Source organism: Chryseobacterium tructae (assembly GCF_030409875.1).
Classification (GTDB): domain Bacteria; phylum Bacteroidota; class Bacteroidia; order Flavobacteriales; family Weeksellaceae; genus Chryseobacterium; species Chryseobacterium tructae.
The window spans coordinates 727,268-744,592 of record NZ_JAUFQR010000001.1 but is presented as its reverse complement, the minus strand read 5'-3'; the positions used below and the strand labels follow the sequence as shown (position 1 = coordinate 744,592).

General features: G+C 33.9%; 13 protein-coding genes and 4 pseudogenes. 6 read left to right on the top strand and 11 right to left on the bottom strand.

Annotation, left to right across the window (positions count from 1 at the left end; translation table 11 throughout):
* Positions 1-78 precede the first annotated feature (78 nt).
* The 4 genes and pseudogenes from QWZ06_RS03595 to QWZ06_RS03580 all read right to left on the bottom strand — a co-directional run bounded on the left by QWZ06_RS03595 (position 79) and on the right by QWZ06_RS03580 (position 4,324).
* Positions 79-1,355: pseudogene (locus QWZ06_RS03595) on the bottom strand (chloride channel protein).
* A 2-nt stretch (positions 1,356-1,357) separates the two neighbouring features.
* Positions 1,358-1,743: pseudogene (locus QWZ06_RS03590) on the bottom strand (DUF423 domain-containing protein).
* A gap of 1 nt (position 1,744) precedes the next feature.
* The gene (locus QWZ06_RS03585; protein ID WP_290295746.1) at positions 1,745-2,830 is read right to left on the bottom strand and encodes a hypothetical protein; all 1,086 of its coding nucleotides are present in this window, start codon (positions 2,828-2,830) and stop codon (positions 1,745-1,747) included.
* Between the two features lie 166 nt (positions 2,831-2,996).
* Positions 2,997-4,324, bottom strand: a pseudogene (locus QWZ06_RS03580) (hydroxymethylglutaryl-CoA reductase, degradative).
* A 156-nt stretch (positions 4,325-4,480) separates the two neighbouring features.
* On the opposite strand from QWZ06_RS03580, the gene QWZ06_RS03575 reads away from it, so the two are divergent.
* Entirely contained in the window at positions 4,481-5,740 is a 1,260-nt protein-coding gene (locus tag QWZ06_RS03575) for a putative DNA modification/repair radical SAM protein (protein ID WP_290295745.1), read from the top strand.
* Here QWZ06_RS03575 and QWZ06_RS03570 read toward each other — a convergent pair.
* Genes QWZ06_RS03570 through QWZ06_RS03560 form a run of 3 tightly spaced genes read right to left on the bottom strand, consistent with a single transcriptional unit; the run spans position 5,737 to position 8,042 of the window.
* A complete protein-coding gene (locus QWZ06_RS03570; protein ID WP_290295744.1) occupies positions 5,737-5,865 on the bottom strand; it encodes a hypothetical protein in 129 nt (42 codons plus the stop codon). The two genes, QWZ06_RS03575 and QWZ06_RS03570, sit on opposite strands and share 4 nt — an antisense overlap.
* On the bottom strand, positions 5,865-7,151 hold the full coding sequence (locus QWZ06_RS03565; protein WP_290295743.1) for a S41 family peptidase: 1,287 nt from the start codon (positions 7,149-7,151) through the stop codon (positions 5,865-5,867). Before QWZ06_RS03565 ends, QWZ06_RS03570 begins: the two co-directional genes overlap by 1 nt.
* Positions 7,152-7,205: 54 nt before the next feature.
* A complete protein-coding gene (locus QWZ06_RS03560) occupies positions 7,206-8,042 on the bottom strand; it encodes a helix-turn-helix domain-containing protein (RefSeq protein ID WP_290295742.1) in 837 nt (278 codons plus the stop codon).
* A gap of 321 nt (positions 8,043-8,363) precedes the next feature.
* Between QWZ06_RS03560 and QWZ06_RS03555 the strand changes: the two genes are divergently transcribed.
* On the top strand, positions 8,364-9,122 hold the full coding sequence (locus QWZ06_RS03555; protein ID WP_290295741.1) for a TIGR03915 family putative DNA repair protein: 759 nt from the start codon (positions 8,364-8,366) through the stop codon (positions 9,120-9,122).
* A gap of 1,685 nt (positions 9,123-10,807) precedes the next feature.
* Here QWZ06_RS03555 and QWZ06_RS03550 read toward each other — a convergent pair.
* Positions 10,808-11,608: a DNA alkylation repair protein gene (locus QWZ06_RS03550; protein ID WP_290295740.1), complete on the bottom strand. Its 801-nt coding sequence runs from the start codon at positions 11,606-11,608 to the stop codon at positions 10,808-10,810.
* A complete protein-coding gene (locus tag QWZ06_RS03545; RefSeq protein WP_290295738.1) occupies positions 11,605-12,243 on the bottom strand; it encodes a peroxiredoxin-like family protein in 639 nt (212 codons plus the stop codon). The genes QWZ06_RS03550 and QWZ06_RS03545 overlap by 4 nt, the downstream gene beginning before the upstream one ends.
* Before the next feature lie 96 nt (positions 12,244-12,339).
* Between QWZ06_RS03545 and QWZ06_RS03540 the strand changes: the two genes are divergently transcribed.
* The 4 genes and pseudogenes from QWZ06_RS03540 to gap all read left to right on the top strand — a co-directional run bounded on the left by QWZ06_RS03540 (position 12,340) and on the right by gap (position 15,978).
* Positions 12,340-12,687: a winged helix-turn-helix transcriptional regulator gene (locus QWZ06_RS03540; protein ID WP_290295737.1), complete on the top strand. Its 348-nt coding sequence runs from the start codon at positions 12,340-12,342 to the stop codon at positions 12,685-12,687.
* Between the two features lie 311 nt (positions 12,688-12,998).
* Entirely contained in the window at positions 12,999-13,871 is an 873-nt protein-coding gene (locus tag QWZ06_RS03535; RefSeq protein WP_290295736.1) for a DUF4846 domain-containing protein, read from the top strand.
* An 83-nt stretch (positions 13,872-13,954) separates the two neighbouring features.
* A pseudogene (gene pfkA, locus QWZ06_RS03530) lies at positions 13,955-14,940 on the top strand (6-phosphofructokinase).
* A gap of 33 nt (positions 14,941-14,973) precedes the next feature.
* On the top strand, positions 14,974-15,978 hold the full coding sequence (gene gap / locus QWZ06_RS03525) for a type I glyceraldehyde-3-phosphate dehydrogenase (protein WP_290295735.1): 1,005 nt from the start codon (positions 14,974-14,976) through the stop codon (positions 15,976-15,978).
* A 56-nt stretch (positions 15,979-16,034) separates the two neighbouring features.
* On the opposite strand, the gene QWZ06_RS03520 is transcribed toward gap, so the two are convergent.
* A complete protein-coding gene (locus tag QWZ06_RS03520) occupies positions 16,035-16,277 on the bottom strand; it encodes a hypothetical protein (RefSeq protein WP_290295734.1) in 243 nt (80 codons plus the stop codon).
* The gene (locus QWZ06_RS03515) at positions 16,274-17,293 is read right to left on the bottom strand and encodes a hypothetical protein (RefSeq protein WP_290295733.1); all 1,020 of its coding nucleotides are present in this window, start codon (positions 17,291-17,293) and stop codon (positions 16,274-16,276) included. Before QWZ06_RS03515 ends, QWZ06_RS03520 begins: the two co-directional genes overlap by 4 nt.
* Positions 17,294-17,325: the final 32 nt, after the last annotated feature.

The following is a 17,325-nucleotide window of genomic DNA, read 5'->3' as shown; positions in this document are numbered from 1 at the left end:
GTATTAATTTTTTGTTTGTCATCAAAGATGCAATGATTTATCAAACAATCAAAACATTAAAAATTATTAAGAGCACCTTTATTCTTCCGCTAATTTTTCAGACTGAGACCCGATAAACGGAATCCTTGGAGCCAGGAAATATCCTGTAAGGCTTGCAAACAATATCGGTACGAAATAAGTAAACCCTGTTAATGTTCCCAGGATAATGGTTGTACTCATAGGAGTTCTCGTTACACAGGCATTAATGGCTGCCATACAACTCACAATAGCTAAGGTTGTATCTACAGCAGGAAATAAATTGTGGATAATTAATCCCAAAGTGGTTCCTACAAAGAACAAAGGAATAATAAAACCTCCTCTCCAGCCTGAAGTTACTGTAATGGCAATGGCTAATATTTTAAAGACCAGGACAAGAATCAGAAAATTTAATCCAAAGTTTCCACCTATTAACTGGTTGATCTCATTGTGTCCAAAATATCTTGTAATAGGAAAATTGTAAGCAATAACACCTAAAATAATCCCACCCACAAATGTTTTGATGTAGATTGGAAATTTTCTGTATTCAAAAACTTTTTTGAAAAATTTTACCACAAAAATGAAGATCCAACCAAAGAAAGTTCCTACAGCTCCAAATAACGTAGCATATAGAAATCGTATACTCCAGTGTAATGGTAAGCCTTCAGATCCCAGGTTGCTCCAATTCCCAAATGGATGATCAAAGCAAACATCAAATAACTGAAACAACTTGCTACCAAAGCCGGAATAATAGCTTTATAATATTCCACAGCATGTTTGTGATGCAAAATTTCCAGGGAAAAAAGACTTCCTCCAAGCGGAGCTCCAAACAGCGCGGTAAACCCTGAAGCCATACCAGCAATACTTAATGAACGTAGCTCCTCACCTTTGAGTCTGAAAATTTTCCCAAGCCAGGTTCCTGTAGATCCGGTAACCTGTACTAGCGGGGCTTCAGGCCCTAAACTTCCCCCTGATGCCACACAAAAAAGCGATGACAAGATCATAGAAGGATTATTTTTGGGTTCCAGTTTTCCTTTATTGAACCTGATGTTATTAACAATCAAATGAATTTCTCCCGGATCACCAATAAAATGGATCACCAATCCAGCCAACAGTCCACAAATGGCCATTGTAGGGATCACCTGCCAGCCTTGAAAGTGAGCTAAAAATTCAGTAAAATGTTCCAGTACAATCCAATATCCACCGGCAATAATACCGCCTACAAGGCCTGTGAAAGCCCACATGAAAAAAGTACGACTGAATACAAACGGGTTAAACCTTATGGGTTGATCTAAAAGGTTAAACGTTCTTATAATCCCTCTTCTTCTGTTAATTTTCATCCTTAAATTTTGTTTTTAGCAAAATAAAGAATCAGCATTCCCCAGCTTAAGATCATCAACAATCCTCCAAGCGGAGTGATTGGCCCTAAGAATTTAAGGTTCATTCCCAGGTAATCCTGCATACTCAGGAAATAAATACTCACGGAGAATAAAAGTGTTCCTGCGATCATTAAATGGATGTCCATCTTTCAGCAGAAGTTTCAAATTTTAAGATATACCCAATGATCAGCAGAAAAAATGCTGCATACATCTGGTATCGTACTCCGGTTTCAAAACTTTCCAGTCTTTCCACCGATAATATTTTCTTTAAAGCGTGAGCACCGAATGCGCCAAGAATTACTGACAGCATTCCATAAACGGCTCCAAAAATCAGGGTAATTGTTTTCATTTTATAACTCTTCTAGTTCTATACTTAAATATTTTTTTGTCTTATAATCCTGCCAGGTTCCGGAAATTGTACTTCCTTTCAGCTCTGCCTCTACGAAAGCTCTTGGAATCCATTGGCTTGTAGCATCGTCATAATAATCATTTTCAGTAATGGAAATATGGCTGCCTTTCAACTGTCCATCCCATTGAATCAGTTTTTTGTTTTTGTCGTACCAATATTCTGCGTTAAAAGAGCTCATTCCTGAGGAATTGTCAGCAGAATAAAAGCGGGTTACAAGAACTGTAATGGGATATTTCCCGTCAATTTTACCTCTATACAGTTTATTTCTGAAACTTGTTTTCTCTGTTTTATCAGACCCGTTCAGTAAATTTCTAGCATAAGGACTCCAGTACTTTTCCAGCTCCTTATAGGTAAATTCAAGTTCGTGGCTCCCGAGATCATCCAATGCTCTCATCGCATGATTGGAACATCTTCCGACAACAAATGTCAATTTATTTTTCCCGAAGAAATACCTGACATAATCTAAAGATCCTCCTGTGGAACATCCTTCATAAATGGCGATCTGATCTTCGGTTTCTTCAGATGGATTCTTTTCAGCCTTCAATTGGGCTAGAAAATCATTTATCCTTTTCTTGACTTTCTGTTCAATCAAGCGTTCCACAGTTTTCACTGCATTAGCCTGAAACAGATCCTGGGCGTTGATAAAATTTCCAGTTCTCAAATCAAAATTTTGCCAAATCTCAAAACCTTCAGGATAAGCTCCTGAAGCTTCTCCGTCCATTTCAATACTCAGAATATTTTTAGGGACTTCCAATTTTTTCCAACTATAGAAATAAACATAGTTAGCATAAGAAGTTGTCCCTGTAGAAACCAGTTTAAATGGATTAGCCCCTGAATTCGGAACATGTTCTAATTCATTAACCTGTAAAAACGTATTGATTTTATTTTCAACTAAAGGATTTTCAGGATAGGAAATCAACGGAAAAGTAGAGTCTTCAGTCTTTGGCTGTAAATTCGATATTTTTAAATTTTTCTGTGAAAAACTTAAACCGGAAATCAGCATAAAAAATAAGACACTTTTCTTCACTATTTAGAATTTAAATACATTAAAATAAACTTGGCTACCAAAGTAGAGATCCCGAGTATAATAAACATATTGGCAAATTTCTTAGAGCTTTTAAACCCTGGTGATGTTGTTTTCTTCAAAAAGAATCCAAAGGCTAGAAATAAGATGGGCAGGATAATCTGTAACATTAGTTTCCTCTCATTCGGTTAAACTCATGGATCACCTCGTGGTGGCTCACTGTCTTATCTTTGAAGTAGGTAACAAAATGTTGTTTTTCTTCTTCTGTAGCACCTAATTGGTTCAGAATGTTCAGTAAATGCATTTTCATATGACCTTTCTGAATTCCTGTAGTTACTAAAGAGCGCAATGCTCCAAAGTTTTGGGCCAATCCTGAAACAGCCAGAATACTCATCAATTCCTGAGCGGACGGTTTTCCAAGTAAAGCCAAAGAGAATTTTACCAATGGGTGAAGATTTGTTAAACCTCCAACTACTCCTACGGAAATTGGAAGATCTATCCAAAATCTGAAAACACCGTTATCAGTTGTACAATGAGTCAATGATCTGTATTGCCCATCTCTTGCAGCATAGGCATGGGCACACGCTTCTGTTGCTCTGAAATCATTTCCTGTAGCAATCACAACAGCATCTACCCCATTCATCACTCCTTTATTGTGAGTGGTTGCGCGGTAAGGTTCAATTTCTGCAATGGTAACGGCTTGCTTAAATTTAGCTGCAAATTCTTCAGGAGAAATTCCGCTGTCATCTCTTAAGTCTTCCATTTTACAAGAAACCTCAGCTCTTACAATACAATCAGGAGTAAAATTGGAAAGAATATTCATTACAATTTGCAATGAGTTCTTTTCTTCCTGAGTAAAATCTTCACTGGTTGCAACTTCCTGTCTCAATGTTTTTCCAAACTGCTCAAGGCATGAATTGATAAAATTAGCTCCCATTGAGTCTACCGTATCAAAACTTGCTTTCAACTGGTAATAATTAGGCATTTCTGTGGTTTTATCCACAAGGCTGATGTTCAAAATACCCCCACCACGTCTTCTCATGTTAGCCGTGATATCTTCTGTAGATTCCAGCAATTTTTTCTTTAAACTGAAATTAAAGAAATGTAATAATTTGTGAGGTTCCACATCGAAGATAAAGTGAGTATGTCCCAGCTTTTCTGTATTGATGATGGTAGTTTTAAACCCTCCTTTATCAATCCAGAATTTGCAGCTTTGGAAGCGGCGGCTACTACTGAACTTTCTTCAACAGCCATTGGGAGTGCTAATAATTTTCCGTCAATTAAAAAGTTAGGCGCAATTCCGTAAGGCATATAGAAATTGGAAATCGTATTTTCAGAAAATTCTTCGTGAAGCTTCTGAAGGTCTGCATCGTCATTCCAATATTGTTTTAATATATTTTGATATTCCTGATTTCCTTCAAGATATTCGTTTACAAGCCAGTCGATTTTACCCTGCTTTGGAAGCTTGGAAAAACCTTCGATCGGTTTATGATTCATGATATAAACTTTAATGAGGCGTAAATATAATGATTTTGAGACTGTTTTTTGTTGATAACTTCTATGAAAAAAGGTTGACATTTATCAATTTTGGAACTAAATTTGAACACCATTAAAATACAATTTGGATACAAATAATATCAATCTCTTTGCCTTATGAATTTTGACCGCCTTAAAGAAAAACTTGAAATCCTTGCTGATGCGGCAAAGTATGATGTTTCATGCTCATCAAGCGGAGGAACGAGAAAGAATAAAAAGGGTGCTTTGGGAGACAGTTCCGTAAGTGGGATCTGTCATACTTATACCGAAGATGGCAGATGTGTTTCTTTACTCAAAATTTTATTGACTAATCATTGTATCTATGATTGTGCTTATTGTGTATCCAGAAGTTCAAATGATGTAAAAAGAGCAGCATTTACGGTGGAAGAAGTGGTAGACTTAACTATTAATTTCTACCGTAGAAATTATATTGAAGGATTATTTCTAAGCTCGGGAATTTTCAAGAATGCAGATACCACTATGGAGCGACTTGTAAGAGTTGCCAAGAAATTGCGTCTGGAAGAGAATTTCAATGGATATATTCATTTAAAATCCATTCCTGGAGCCAGTGATGAGCTTATGCAGGAAGCTGCATTATATGCGGACAGGCTTTCGGTAAATCTGGAAATTCCAACCGAAAGTGGTTTAAAATTATTAGCTCCTGAAAAGAACAGGGAGGATATGATTAATCCTATGAGATATATTCAAAAAGGGATTATCCAATATCAGGATGAGAAAAAGATTTTAAAGAAGGTTCCTAAATTTGCTCCGGCAGGCCAATCTACTCAAATGATTGTAGGAGCCACCAATGAAAATGATCTGCAAATTATCAAAGTTGCAGATCACTTTTACAGACATTTCAATCTGAAGAGGGTTTATTATTCCGGATATGTTCCGGTTTTAGAAGATAACAGGCTTCCTTCTTTAACTACTGAAGTTCCAATGCTCCGTGAAAACAGGTTGTATCAATCAGATTGGCTGATGAGATTTTATGGTTTTAAAGCGGAGGAAATCTTAGATCCAAATGTTCCTTTCCTGGATTTGGAAATGGATCCAAAACTGAGCTGGGCACTCCGAAATTTGCATCAATTTCCAGTAAACATTCAGACTGCAGATTACCAAATGATTTTAAGAATTCCGGGAATTGGAGTCAAATCTGCTCAGAAAATTGTGAGTGCAAGACGTTTTCAGATGTTAACACTGGAACATTTGAGACAATTGGGAGCTGCTGTCAACAGAGCGAAATATTTTATTGATTTCGATGCCGGCAATACCTATCTGAAATATTTAACGGATAAAAACTTCAGAAAACTATTGATTGGAGGAAGTACTTCAAAATTTCATAATCAGTTTTCGCAACAGCTGAGCCTTTTTTAGTTTTCTAAATATTCTTTTGCAAATGTTATCCAGTCTTCAACAGTTTCATCCAGATAGACATCCGGCTGAATTCCAATATTGTCAATAGGATAAACGGGTAATCTGAAAGATCGGTAAGTGGGCATCAGTAATTTAAAGTTATTACATCCGTAATCAAAAACATTGCATTAGCATAATCCAGAACACCGGAAGAGGGAATCCCCATGATTTTAACTTTCTTGCTTTGTTTTGCCTTTAAAAGAAAGTTTTCAGCAGCACTTCCTGTCTTATTATCTGCCAGAACAACGATCTGAGCGGGGCTTTTATCCGCATGAGGGATGGAACTTACAGTTACTTTATCTGTACTATAATTCACGTATTTCCCCTGATTTTTTTTCAACAGAGCAATTCTTGCTTTTAAATCCTTGATATCTTCTCTATTTTTAATAGAATCTTTAGATATTCCTTTTAAATAATTTTCTGATGTCTGAATTAAAGTGGTGGAAGCCAAATATTCTGCCCCTACATTTCTCACCGGATTCGTTGTAATATAAGGCAAAAGTGATCTGTAGGCATCGTCTGTACCACCTCCATTGCCTCTTACATCAATAATCCAAAATGCTGCTCCTTCCAAGATCCCTCTATTTTTCTCTATCAATTTTTCTATTTGATCTACAAATGAATAGCTAAAATATTTAAGTCTGATCATCACCGTTTTGGGGCTTATCTTTTTTATAAAAATTTCGTTGATCTCATCCTTTTTATTTTCAATTTCTTCTGGGCTCATGGTAGATTGAGGATTTTTTTTGATAAAAAAAGATCTAAGCTCATTAAAATACAAAAGGCTGTTTCCCTCCATTTTGTACGTTCCTTTTTGTATAGAGTGATCCGGCAAATAATATTCATAACTACCGTCAGAAAATAATTTGAACTTAATCTCATTTGCTTTCCAATAGGCCGGATCTGCTTTTATAATGAATCCGGCATATTCTTTCTCATTTATTTTTTTTATTCCAACTTCATAACTATCATTTTCCCAAATTCCTTCAAAGCCGTCTTTTGATTTTTGAATGTCTCTTTTAAATTTTTCTAAATTGACTTTTAATGGTTTCAAGGCAACATTATTTGATACTTTTTGCTGATTAGTTTGATTGGGTAGGACCCAGATATGGCGGTCTTTAAAAAAGCCGGTATAATCTTTTAATATTTCCAGACAGTCTTCATCATTCTTTACATTTTCGGCAGAGGTCATAGCTTTATTTTTCACCGCTTCATACAAGATTTTATCTTTCGTTTTCAATTCAAATCCGGGATATTCGGTTTCAATTTTCGAAATTATTTTTTGCAGGGCATCTTTACATCCACATACTGATTGTGCATTCCCTATACCATAAGAAAACATTATGAGAATTAAGACTAGTTTGATTTTCATTACTATTATTTTCAGACAAAAAAAGACAATTCACCATTACAAAAATTGTAAAAATCATTCACCGTGATTTTTATTATAGATCCAGGTCAGATCTTTTTGATTTATTGATATTTTATCCGTAATTTTTTTGGGAGAAAACCCGGCAAGCAATTTAAAGTCCTTGATGAAGTGAGCCTGATCACAATACTGATTCTGGTAAGCGATCTCTGTAAGTGATCTGCCTGGTTTCAAAATATCGTCAAGGACATTTCTGAACCTTAGTGTCTTCAGGAATGATTTAGGATTCTGACCCAAATTATTTTTAAATAAACGAAATAATGTAGCTTCACTCACTTTAAGTCTTTCAGAAAGATCATGTGTACTTGCAATTTTATGAATATCAATTAACATCAAAGCTTCTTTCATTTTATCGGCAATGTTATTTTTTAAATTGTTACACATAATCATTTCCAATTCATTAGCCCTGTCTGTAAAATCAGTTTTATCAAAAATTTTATTCAGGACATTTTTCTCAGAAAAAAAAATTTCTTCAAAAACAGTATTAGACTGCATCAGATTTTCATAAGATTCCTGAGTAAAAGCTTTTAAAGCTGAAGGTTGAAAAACAATACAAATCTGGTCAAGTGCTGATTGAATACAAACCTGAAAAGGGGTCTTATGAAATCCATACAAACGACTGGTAAAACTACTTCCTTCTGTTATATTACAGAGATTACTTCCATCTTTTTGAATATAGGAGATCTTATTTTGTTTATAAATCGCCAGGCAAAGATTAGTATTGGGAAAAGTAGTATACGACAACAATTGATGATCTGTTTTTTTGAAAAACAGAAAGTACTGAATATATTTTTTCAGAATCTCATTTTTGGGCTTAATTATGACTGAATTCATTATTGAAGATTCGAAAATCAAATTCTAAATATAAAACTAATAAATTTTATTTTACAAGAAAATTCCAGCCAAAAATGTTGGTAAGCAATTTTACTCATCTACATATTATGGCGAAAAATTACAACTGCATGCTCAATATGCTCCGAAAAGACATTGGAAATATTTTACAAAGAAGAAATAATAGTTCATCAGACTTAAAACCTCAACGTTAAACAAATTCATTAACTCTCAATTACACACATCCATTTATAAGTAATTTTGTTTGGTCTTCTAATGCTGTTACCTTATTCTAATCTTTTTATTTTTGGCTAATTTAGCAGGATGACAACTCTAATCTACGATGGAAGTTTTGATGGACTTTTTACTGCGATATTTGAAGCTTTTGAATATCGTTATCTGGATGTAGAAATTGCAAGCAAAGAAAGGTTTCATCAGGAAAATATTTTTGCTGAAATTCATGAAGTCATTACTCAAACTGATAAATCGGAACGGGTATTGAAAAAAATAGAACAGAATCTTGGTAAACAAGGTGTCCATAAGCTTTTAAAAGTTTTTTTATCTGAAGATCCCGACTTAGAGAAAGTAATATTATCAGCTGTAAAACAATCTGTAAAGAATCCTGAAGAAAATATTTTGGAAAACTATGCAGATACCGACATTATGAAAATCTCTAAAATCTGTAAATCTGTAGATCGGGAAAGCCACCGAATGACTGCCTTTGTACGTTTCGAAAAAATGCAGGATGGCATTTTCTTTTCAAAAATAGATCCCGACTTCAATATTCTTCCCTTAATCAGAAAACATTTTAGTGACCGCTATCAGGATCAGAAATGGATGATCTATGATTTACGGAGAAATTATGGAATTCTTTATAACCTTGAATCCGCTGATTTCTTTTATCCTGATGAAAAATTGGATATAAAAAATTATCAGGAGAGGTTTCATAATGATGAAAAAAACTATCAAACCCTTTGGCAGCGGTATTTTACCAAGACCAATATTGTTGAAAGAAAAAATCTGAAACTGCATATTCAACATGTTCCCAAAAGATATTGGAAGTATTTAACAGAGAAATGGTGATCTTAAAATAGAAAGAATTCAATTCCACATTTCCATATTGTGGATAACTTTTTCAATCATAAATTACACAGATAACTTTAATGCTATGCATTGATTGATTTTCAAAATACTTTGATCTGATTATCCTTGTCAAGGTTTAGAACCTTGACAAGGATTGGTTAAAACTCAGCATCAAAATAAATGGTCTTTTAATATGATAATATAAAATTTAGCTGATATTTTGATCTGGAAAAATTTGAGAGGGTCTTAATTCAGATTCTGACTTTGTGGATAACTTTTTCATCTCATAAATTAGATTTATTCTTAAAAAACCTTTTCCACAGGCACATTTCATAACCTGCTTATTGTATGACAGATACAATAGTATTTATTCTACAGTCTCATATTGTGGATAACTTTTTCATCATAATTTATTGGACTTATTTCCGGAAAGCCTTTTTAGCAGGCATATTTCATAACCTATTTATTTTATGACAGATATAGTAAAAGCTTTTCTACAATTCCATATTGTGGATAACTTTTTTAACCATAAATTACACAGATAACTTTAATGCTATTCCTTGATTGATTTTCAAAATACTTTGAACTAATTATCCTTGTCAAGGTTTAGAACCTTGACAAGGATTGTTAAAACTCAGCATCAAAATAAATGGTCTTTAATATGATAATATAAAATTTGCTAATATTCTGATATGGAAAAATTTGATAGGGTCTTAATTCAGATTCTGACTTTGTGGATAACTTTTTCATCTCATAAATTAGATTTATCCTTAAAAAACCTTTCCCACAGGCATATTTCATAACCTATTCATTTTATGACAGGTACAGTAACAACTTGCTTACAATTCCATATTGTGGATAACTTTTTCATCATAATTTATTGGATTTATTCCCGGAAAGCCTTTTTAGCAGGCATATTTCATAACCTATTTATTTTATGACAGATATAGTAAAAGCTTTCCTACAATTCCATATTGTGGATAACTTTTTTTTAACCATAAGTTTCACTGATAACTTTAATGCTATGCATTGATTGATTTTCAAAATACTTCGATCTGATTATCCTTGTCAAGGTTTAGAACCTTGACAAAGATTGGTTAAAACTCAGCATCAAAATAAATGGTCTTTTAATATGAATATAAAATTTAGCTGATATTTTGATCTGGAAAAATTTGAGAGGGTCTTAATTCAGATTCTGACTTTGTGGATAACTTTTCCATCTCATAAATTAGATTTATCCTTAAAAAACCTTTTCCACAGGCATATTTCATAACCCACTTATTGTATGATAGATACAATAACATCTATTCTACAATCTCATATTGTGGATAACTTTTTCATCATAATTTATTGGACTTATTTCCGGAAAGTCTTTTTAGCAGGCATATTTCATAACCTATTTATTTTATGACAGATATAGTAAAAGCTTTCCTACAATTCCATATTGTGGATAACTTTTTCATCTCATAAATTACACAGATAATTTTAATGCTATGCATTGATAGATTTTCAAAATACTTCGATCTGATTATCCTTGTCAAGGTTTAGGACCTTGACAAGGATTGGTTAAAACTCAGCATCAAAATAAATGATCTTTAATATGATAATATAAAATTTGCTGATATTTTGATCTGGAAAAGTTTGAGAGGGGTTTTAATTCATAATGATGATTTTATGGATAACTTTTACTTACGAATGGTACGCAAGGCTTTTTTGACAATATATTGAGTCTCCTTTGTATTACTTTCTCTAAGCCATTCATCACAAATTTCCACTACAAATTCCGGTTGGGACTTGCTGGCATCATTCAGCCAATTGCCAACACTATCTTGCACATATTTCGAAGAGTCTGAGCGTAATGGTTCTAAAATTTCCAATCCTAACCCTGGATTTTGTTTTAATAGATCAATATGCTCACACCACACTCCTCTTGGTCTGGTAGATTCACTGGCAAAACGTCTTATATTTTCATTTTCATGTTTCGTCCATTCTGATAAAACAGACAAAGATTCTTTAAGGTTTGTTGCAATATCCGGGCGCACCGTCATCCAACAGATTTCTCTTACCCCAAAATGAGAGTCTGCAGCAAAAGGTTGGATCTTTTTCAGTTTTTCCTTTGTACTAAAAGAATTATTTCGTCCTATAGTATAAGCAGCCCAACATCTCACCAGATCTGCCTGATGGAAAGATAACTTTAGAAGAAATTCTTCATCTTTATTTTTAAGTGCAAGCTCAAGAATTCCTAACCCAATAGCTTCATTAATGGTATTGACCGTTTGCTTTTTTAATTGATCTACTCTATTTAAAATTTTCTGGAAATATTCTGACCGATTGTTTTGTTTTAATAAGTTTTCTAACAAAAGTCTTTGATCCACAGCCAGCCATTCTGTAAGATTAGCCGTTTCAATTTCACCATTGTTCAATTGTATTAAGATATCAGTGGGAATATCTTTTATAGAACGGGCTCCTTTTCTTTTTTCTGTCATAATGCTTGTATCAGTTCTTCCACATCTATTCGATTCATGTAATTTACGTCTAAAAATTTATACGTAACCACTCTATTTTCATCCACTACAAAAACAGCCGGAACAGGTACGGTATTTTCATTATTTTTATTGAAGTCAGAAAGATCAATTCCTAGATCTTTATAATAAGGAAATACAAAATCCTGCAATTGAAAACTAATCCCTAATTTTTTAGCAAAATTATTATCAGTATCAGTCAATACTTCAAACTCAAGATTATTTTTTCCTGCCATACTCAGAGAATGATCCGGACTTTGCGGAGAAACAGCGATTAAAATACCTCCTTTCTGTTTTATTCTGGGAAGATTATCCTGCAAAAATTTTAGCTCCAGATTACAATAAGGGCACCAACTTCCTCTGTAAAAAGCCAAAATCATCTTTCCATTTTTTAGAATTTCACCCGAATTAATTATTTTCCCCAAAGCATTGCTCAATGAAAATTCTGGTATTTGATCTCCTATCTGGATACTATTGTGTTCAATATTTAGGGTTTTTATATCTTCAATAGACTTTCCAAATGCCTCCAATATCAATTGTGGAAGCTGCGAGGACAATTCCTGATTCAAATGTTCGATTTGTGTAGCCAGTATATTCATTTTTTTTAATTTTATTATTTTTACAAAGGTCTAAAAGCCGCTACACATAAGCAATAACGCATATTTTTCACCCATAGGGATAAAAAAGTCAATTTTATGGAAACAAAGGGAAGAGCTGAAGAAAATAAAACTTGTCCATTGGAAGTCGCTGTCAATACCATCAGTGGGAAATGGAAAATTCCTATCGTTTGGCAGATCAATGAGGGAAAGAAACGTCCCAGTGAATTTTTGCGTGGAATCGCGAAGGTAGATCGAAGAGTTCTTAATCAGCAACTCACAGAAATGGTAGAAGATGGTATCCTTATAAAACAATCTTTTAATGAACTTCCTCCTAGAGTTGAATATACTCTGACCGAACTTGGTAAAAAGCTGGTTACTATTCTGTGGCAGCTGAATGATTGGGGAAAGCTGCTGATTCCTGAAGAGAGAAATCCAAAAGTTTAAAAGGATATTTTAATTTTCGCAGGATATTGAAAAACACAAAAGAGCAAAATTATTCTGAATAGAATGTTATTAAGGTGTAAGATTCTTCGATAAAATTGTATACTGTGAAAAATCGCCACGAATACACGAATAATTCAATTTACACTTATCATCTATGCGCCATAGTCAACCGAAAAGAAAAATTTTTCTTAATAAAAAACACTTGCAAATCCTTTTCTTTCTTAGTGTTTTTCAACAAAGCCAAAAGTGGATAAACTCACAATTTCAATATTTCACAAAAATTACCATATTTGTAATCGAATCAAATGAGTATGAAAAAAATTATTTCAGGAACGGTGATTGCTATGGTTCTATGGAGTTGTACGCAAGATAAGACACCGGCAAACCTTCCCTCTCAAGGAACAGAAGATCTAATGCCTGAAGGTCTGATACAGATCAATAAGAATAAAAATACAATCAGAGAACGATTTTCTCCCCCAAAAGATTATCAATGGCAGGAAGAAAAATCGGATTCTTTCGGTTATTTTATTGAAAACTTCAAATTGAAACCTTACGGAAGCCAGATTTTAAGATATGATGGTTCTCCCATTTCTACACAACATCTTCATGAAGCTGTTTTTGATATTGATACAGGAAAAAAGGACCTTCAACAATGTGCCGATGCAGTGATCCGTCTGAGAGCTGAATATTTATACAAAATAAAAAAGACAGATGATATTAAATTCCATTTCACCAGCGGTCATTTGCTCAGTTGGAATGATTATAAAAACGGAACAAGAGCTTTTGTCAATGGTAATACTGTAAACTTTAGAAAAACGGCAGAGTTTGATGATTCTTATCAGGGGTTCAGAAGTTATCTGGATCTTATCTTTAATTATGCAGGAACTATTTCTCTTAATAAAGAAACCCAAGCCGTTTTAAAAAGCTCAGATTTAAAAACCGGAGATATTCTAATCACTCCGGGAAGTCCTGGCCATGTAGTTTTTATTGCCGGAGTTTGTCAAAATAAAGAGGGTAAAAAATTATTTTTATTGGGTGAAGGATTTACTCCTGCACAATCTATCCATTTGCTCTCCAATCCTTTTCAGAGAAACATTTCGCCGTGGTATGATCTTGATGTGGATACTCCTGAGACCAAAACGGCAAGATATATTTTTAAACCAACAAACTTCAGAAGCTTTTAATTATATATATTCAAAACTAATGGAAAGTTACTACGATAATCTGAACTTGTTTTTGTAAATTTGTGTTCGAAATTTTTTACTAGATGAAAGAGAGTGCTGTAAAAAAGATTGCAGTTCTTACTTCAGGAGGAGACTCTCCAGGTATGAATGCAGCATTAAGAGCGGTAGTAAGAACCGCCAATTACTATAATATTGAATGCTATGGAGTAAGGGAAGGCTACAATGGCCTTATCAGCAATGATTTCCTGAAAATGGGAGCCCGTTCCGTAAAAAATATAATCAATCAAGGTGGAACTATTCTAAAGTCTGCCAGATCTACTGAATTCAGAACCAAAGAAGGCCGTCAAAAAGCCTATGATAACTGCGTAAAGCTGGGTATCGACGGATTGGTGTGTATTGGTGGAGACGGAACTTTTACGGGTGCAAAAATCTTCAGTGAAGAATTTGGAATCAGAGTAATTGGTATTCCGGGAACAATTGATAATGATATTTTCGGAACAGATAATACCATCGGATATGACACTGCGTTGAATACTGCTATGGATGCGATTGATAAGATCCGTGATACGGCAACTTCTCACAACAGAGTTTCTTTGTGGAAGTAATGGGTCGTGATGCTGGTTTCATTGCTTTAAATAGTGGATTAGCAACAGGTGCTTTGGATATTTTAATTCCTGAGAAAAAAGACAGCACAGATGATCTTTTTGAGAAATTCAGAAAAGCTGAAAAAACAGGAAAGGCATCCAGTATTGTTGTAGTAGCAGAAGGAGAAAAACTAGCCAATGTTTATGAATTGGCCGAAAAAACAAAGAAAATATTCCCTGATTATGACATTCGTGTAGCAGTGTTGGGACATATGCAAAGAGGAGGATCTCCTAGTTGTGCAGACAGAGTATTGGCCAGCAGATTAGGATATGGTGCAGTAGTAGGATTAATGGATGGTCAAACGAATGTAATGGCAGGAATGCGTTCCAATGATGTGGTGTACACACCTATTGAAGAAGCCATTAAAAAACATAATGAAATCAATAAAGACTTAATGTTGATTTCAGAAATTTTAGCAATCTAATTATTTTTATAAATCTAATAAAAACAAACTATTATGTCAACAATCAAAGTAGGTATCAACGGTTTTGGTAGAATTGGACGTCTTGTTTTCAGAGCAATGACTGAAAGAGACAACATTGAAGTTGTAGGAATCAATGACCTAATCAATGCAGAATACATGGCTTACATGTTAAAATATGACTCTGTACACGGTGTTTTCCCAGGTGAAGTTTCTGTAGAAGGAAATGATCTTGTAGTAAACGGGAAAAAGATCAGAGTAACTGCTGAAAAAGATCCTAACAACCTTAAATGGGACGAAATTGGTGCTGATTATATCGTAGAATCTACAGGTCTTTTCTTATCTAAAGATTCTGCTCAGGCTCACATCAACGCTGGTGCTAAGAAAGTAATTCTTTCTGCTCCTTCTAAAGATGATACTCCAATGTTTGTAATGGGAGTAAACCACAAGGAACTTACGGATGATATCAAAATTTTATCAAATGCTTCTTGTACTACAAACTGTTTAGCTCCTTTAGCTAAAGTAATCCACGATAAATTTGGAATCGTAGAAGGTTTAATGACAACTGTACACGCTACAACAGCTACTCAAAAAACTGTTGACGGTCCTTCAATGAAAGACTGGAGAGGTGGTAGAGCTGCTCTAAATAACATTATCCCTTCTTCTACAGGTGCTGCTAAAGCGGTAGGAAAAGTAATTCCTTCATTAAACGGAAAATTAACAGGTATGTCTTTCAGAGTACCTACTGTAGACGTTTCTGTAGTTGACCTTACTGTAAGATTAGAAAAAGCTACTTCTTACGATGAGATCTGTGCTGCAATTAAAGAAGCTTCTGAAGGTGAATTGAAAGGTATCTTAGGATATACTGAAGATGCAGTAGTATCTCAGGACTTCGTAGGAGATAAGAGAACTTCTATCTTCGATAAAGATGCTGGTATCATGCTTTCTCCAAACTTCGTGAAACTTGTTTCTTGGTATGACAACGAAATGGGTTACTCTAACAAGTTAGTTGATATGCTTGTACACGCTGCTTCTTTATAATAAGTAATGAGCGATACGTAATATAGCCTTCCCGATGGGAAGGCTTTTTTTTGTTTTTATTGATTATTTGTTTTTGGTGTATCTGTCTCAAAATCATTGTTAAAATTCAGCCCCCATCGCAGGCCTAATGTGGCTATCATATTGTCTTTATTCTCAAAGTTTTTACCAAAACCACCTATTAAGCTGACATTATCGTTAATCCTGTACATTACACTACCAACACTCCTATATTCCTCATCATCGCCGAATCTTTGAATATATTCATAGCCAAAACTCAATTTATTGAATTCAAAGTTCAATTTTCCTCCAATATCATAAATGAATTATTGCCATAGGTACTGCTCACTTTATCGAATTTCATTTTATCAACAATATATCTGTTGAGTAAGAACAGTTTAAGATAATTTTGCTTTTTTTCATTATTATCTTTATTCAAACTAATGTTATAATTCATAGTAAGCCACGCTCCTAACCTTCCAAACCTACCCGAAGAGAAATCCTTATTATTCCAAAAATGATTATATGCTCCTGCAAAATCGATTGAAAATTTAGGTTTCATTTCTGATAAATCAACAATAGATTTCTGAACCTCTTCCATTGCTTTTATATTATCATTACTAAACTTTGTTCTATCAAACTTAAGATATTCAATAGCTGTTTTGAAAGTTTTATACAAATCTATAAGAGGCTTCTTATTATTATCAAAACTTTGTTTTCCACCTGATGATATACTATCAATTTTTTTAATGATACTATTCAAAGGGGTTATATCTAAAGAAGAGGCCTTAAGTTCCAATAAAATACTTTTATAATTTTTGGAAAAATCTTCAAATGAGTTTGTCTCCCCTAGATCAATGATATTTCCGTGGATTAATGCTTTTTCTTCTTCCGATAATCTAACAAGTCTATCATTTTCATCTTTGTTCAATGAATTTAAATGCAAAATCTTATCATTAAGGGATTTTAGATCATTACCATAGCTTACCCCCATTACCCTAAATAAATTTGTTCTATAGCCTATAGAAACATTTTGAACAGTATCGATTTTAATAAAAGCAAAAGAGATAGCCTGATTATGCGTAAATCCCGAATATCTTTCATCATTAAAATACTTATAGATATCTTTATTTCTTTTAAATATCCAGTAAGGATTAAATTCTACAGCATAGTTTTGAGGCAGTGCATTATCTTTAAAAGAATTAATAACTGAAAGGCCAAATTCTTTTATAGTCTTTGGATTTTCAATTGAAGTAACATTCTGATCCAACAATACAACAGCAGGTGTTGTAGGAAGATCCAAATTTTCCAACTTCACTGTATTACTTATTTGAGAAAAACTTTTCAAAA

Coding starts and splice junctions, on each gene's coding strand:
- QWZ06_RS03575 (WP_290295745.1), top strand. CDS start 4,481: ATGAATTTTGACCGCCTTAAAGAAAAACTTGAAATCCTTGCTGATGCG.
- QWZ06_RS03570 (WP_290295744.1), bottom strand. CDS start 5,865: ATGCCCACTTACCGATCTTTCAGATTACCCGTTTATCCTATTGACAAT.
- QWZ06_RS03565 (WP_290295743.1), bottom strand. CDS start 7,151: ATGAAAATCAAACTAGTCTTAATTCTCATAATGTTTTCTTATGGTATA.
- QWZ06_RS03560 (WP_290295742.1), bottom strand. CDS start 8,042: ATGAATTCAGTCATAATTAAGCCCAAAAATGAGATTCTGAAAAAATAT.
- QWZ06_RS03555 (WP_290295741.1), top strand. CDS start 8,364: ATGACAACTCTAATCTACGATGGAAGTTTTGATGGACTTTTTACTGCG.
- QWZ06_RS03550 (WP_290295740.1), bottom strand. CDS start 11,608: ATGACAGAAAAAAGAAAAGGAGCCCGTTCTATAAAAGATATTCCCACT.
- QWZ06_RS03545 (WP_290295738.1), bottom strand. CDS start 12,243: ATGAATATACTGGCTACACAAATCGAACATTTGAATCAGGAATTGTCC.
- QWZ06_RS03540 (WP_290295737.1), top strand. CDS start 12,340: ATGGAAACAAAGGGAAGAGCTGAAGAAAATAAAACTTGTCCATTGGAA.
- QWZ06_RS03535 (WP_290295736.1), top strand. CDS start 12,999: ATGAAAAAAATTATTTCAGGAACGGTGATTGCTATGGTTCTATGGAGT.
- gap (WP_290295735.1), top strand. CDS start 14,974: ATGTCAACAATCAAAGTAGGTATCAACGGTTTTGGTAGAATTGGACGT.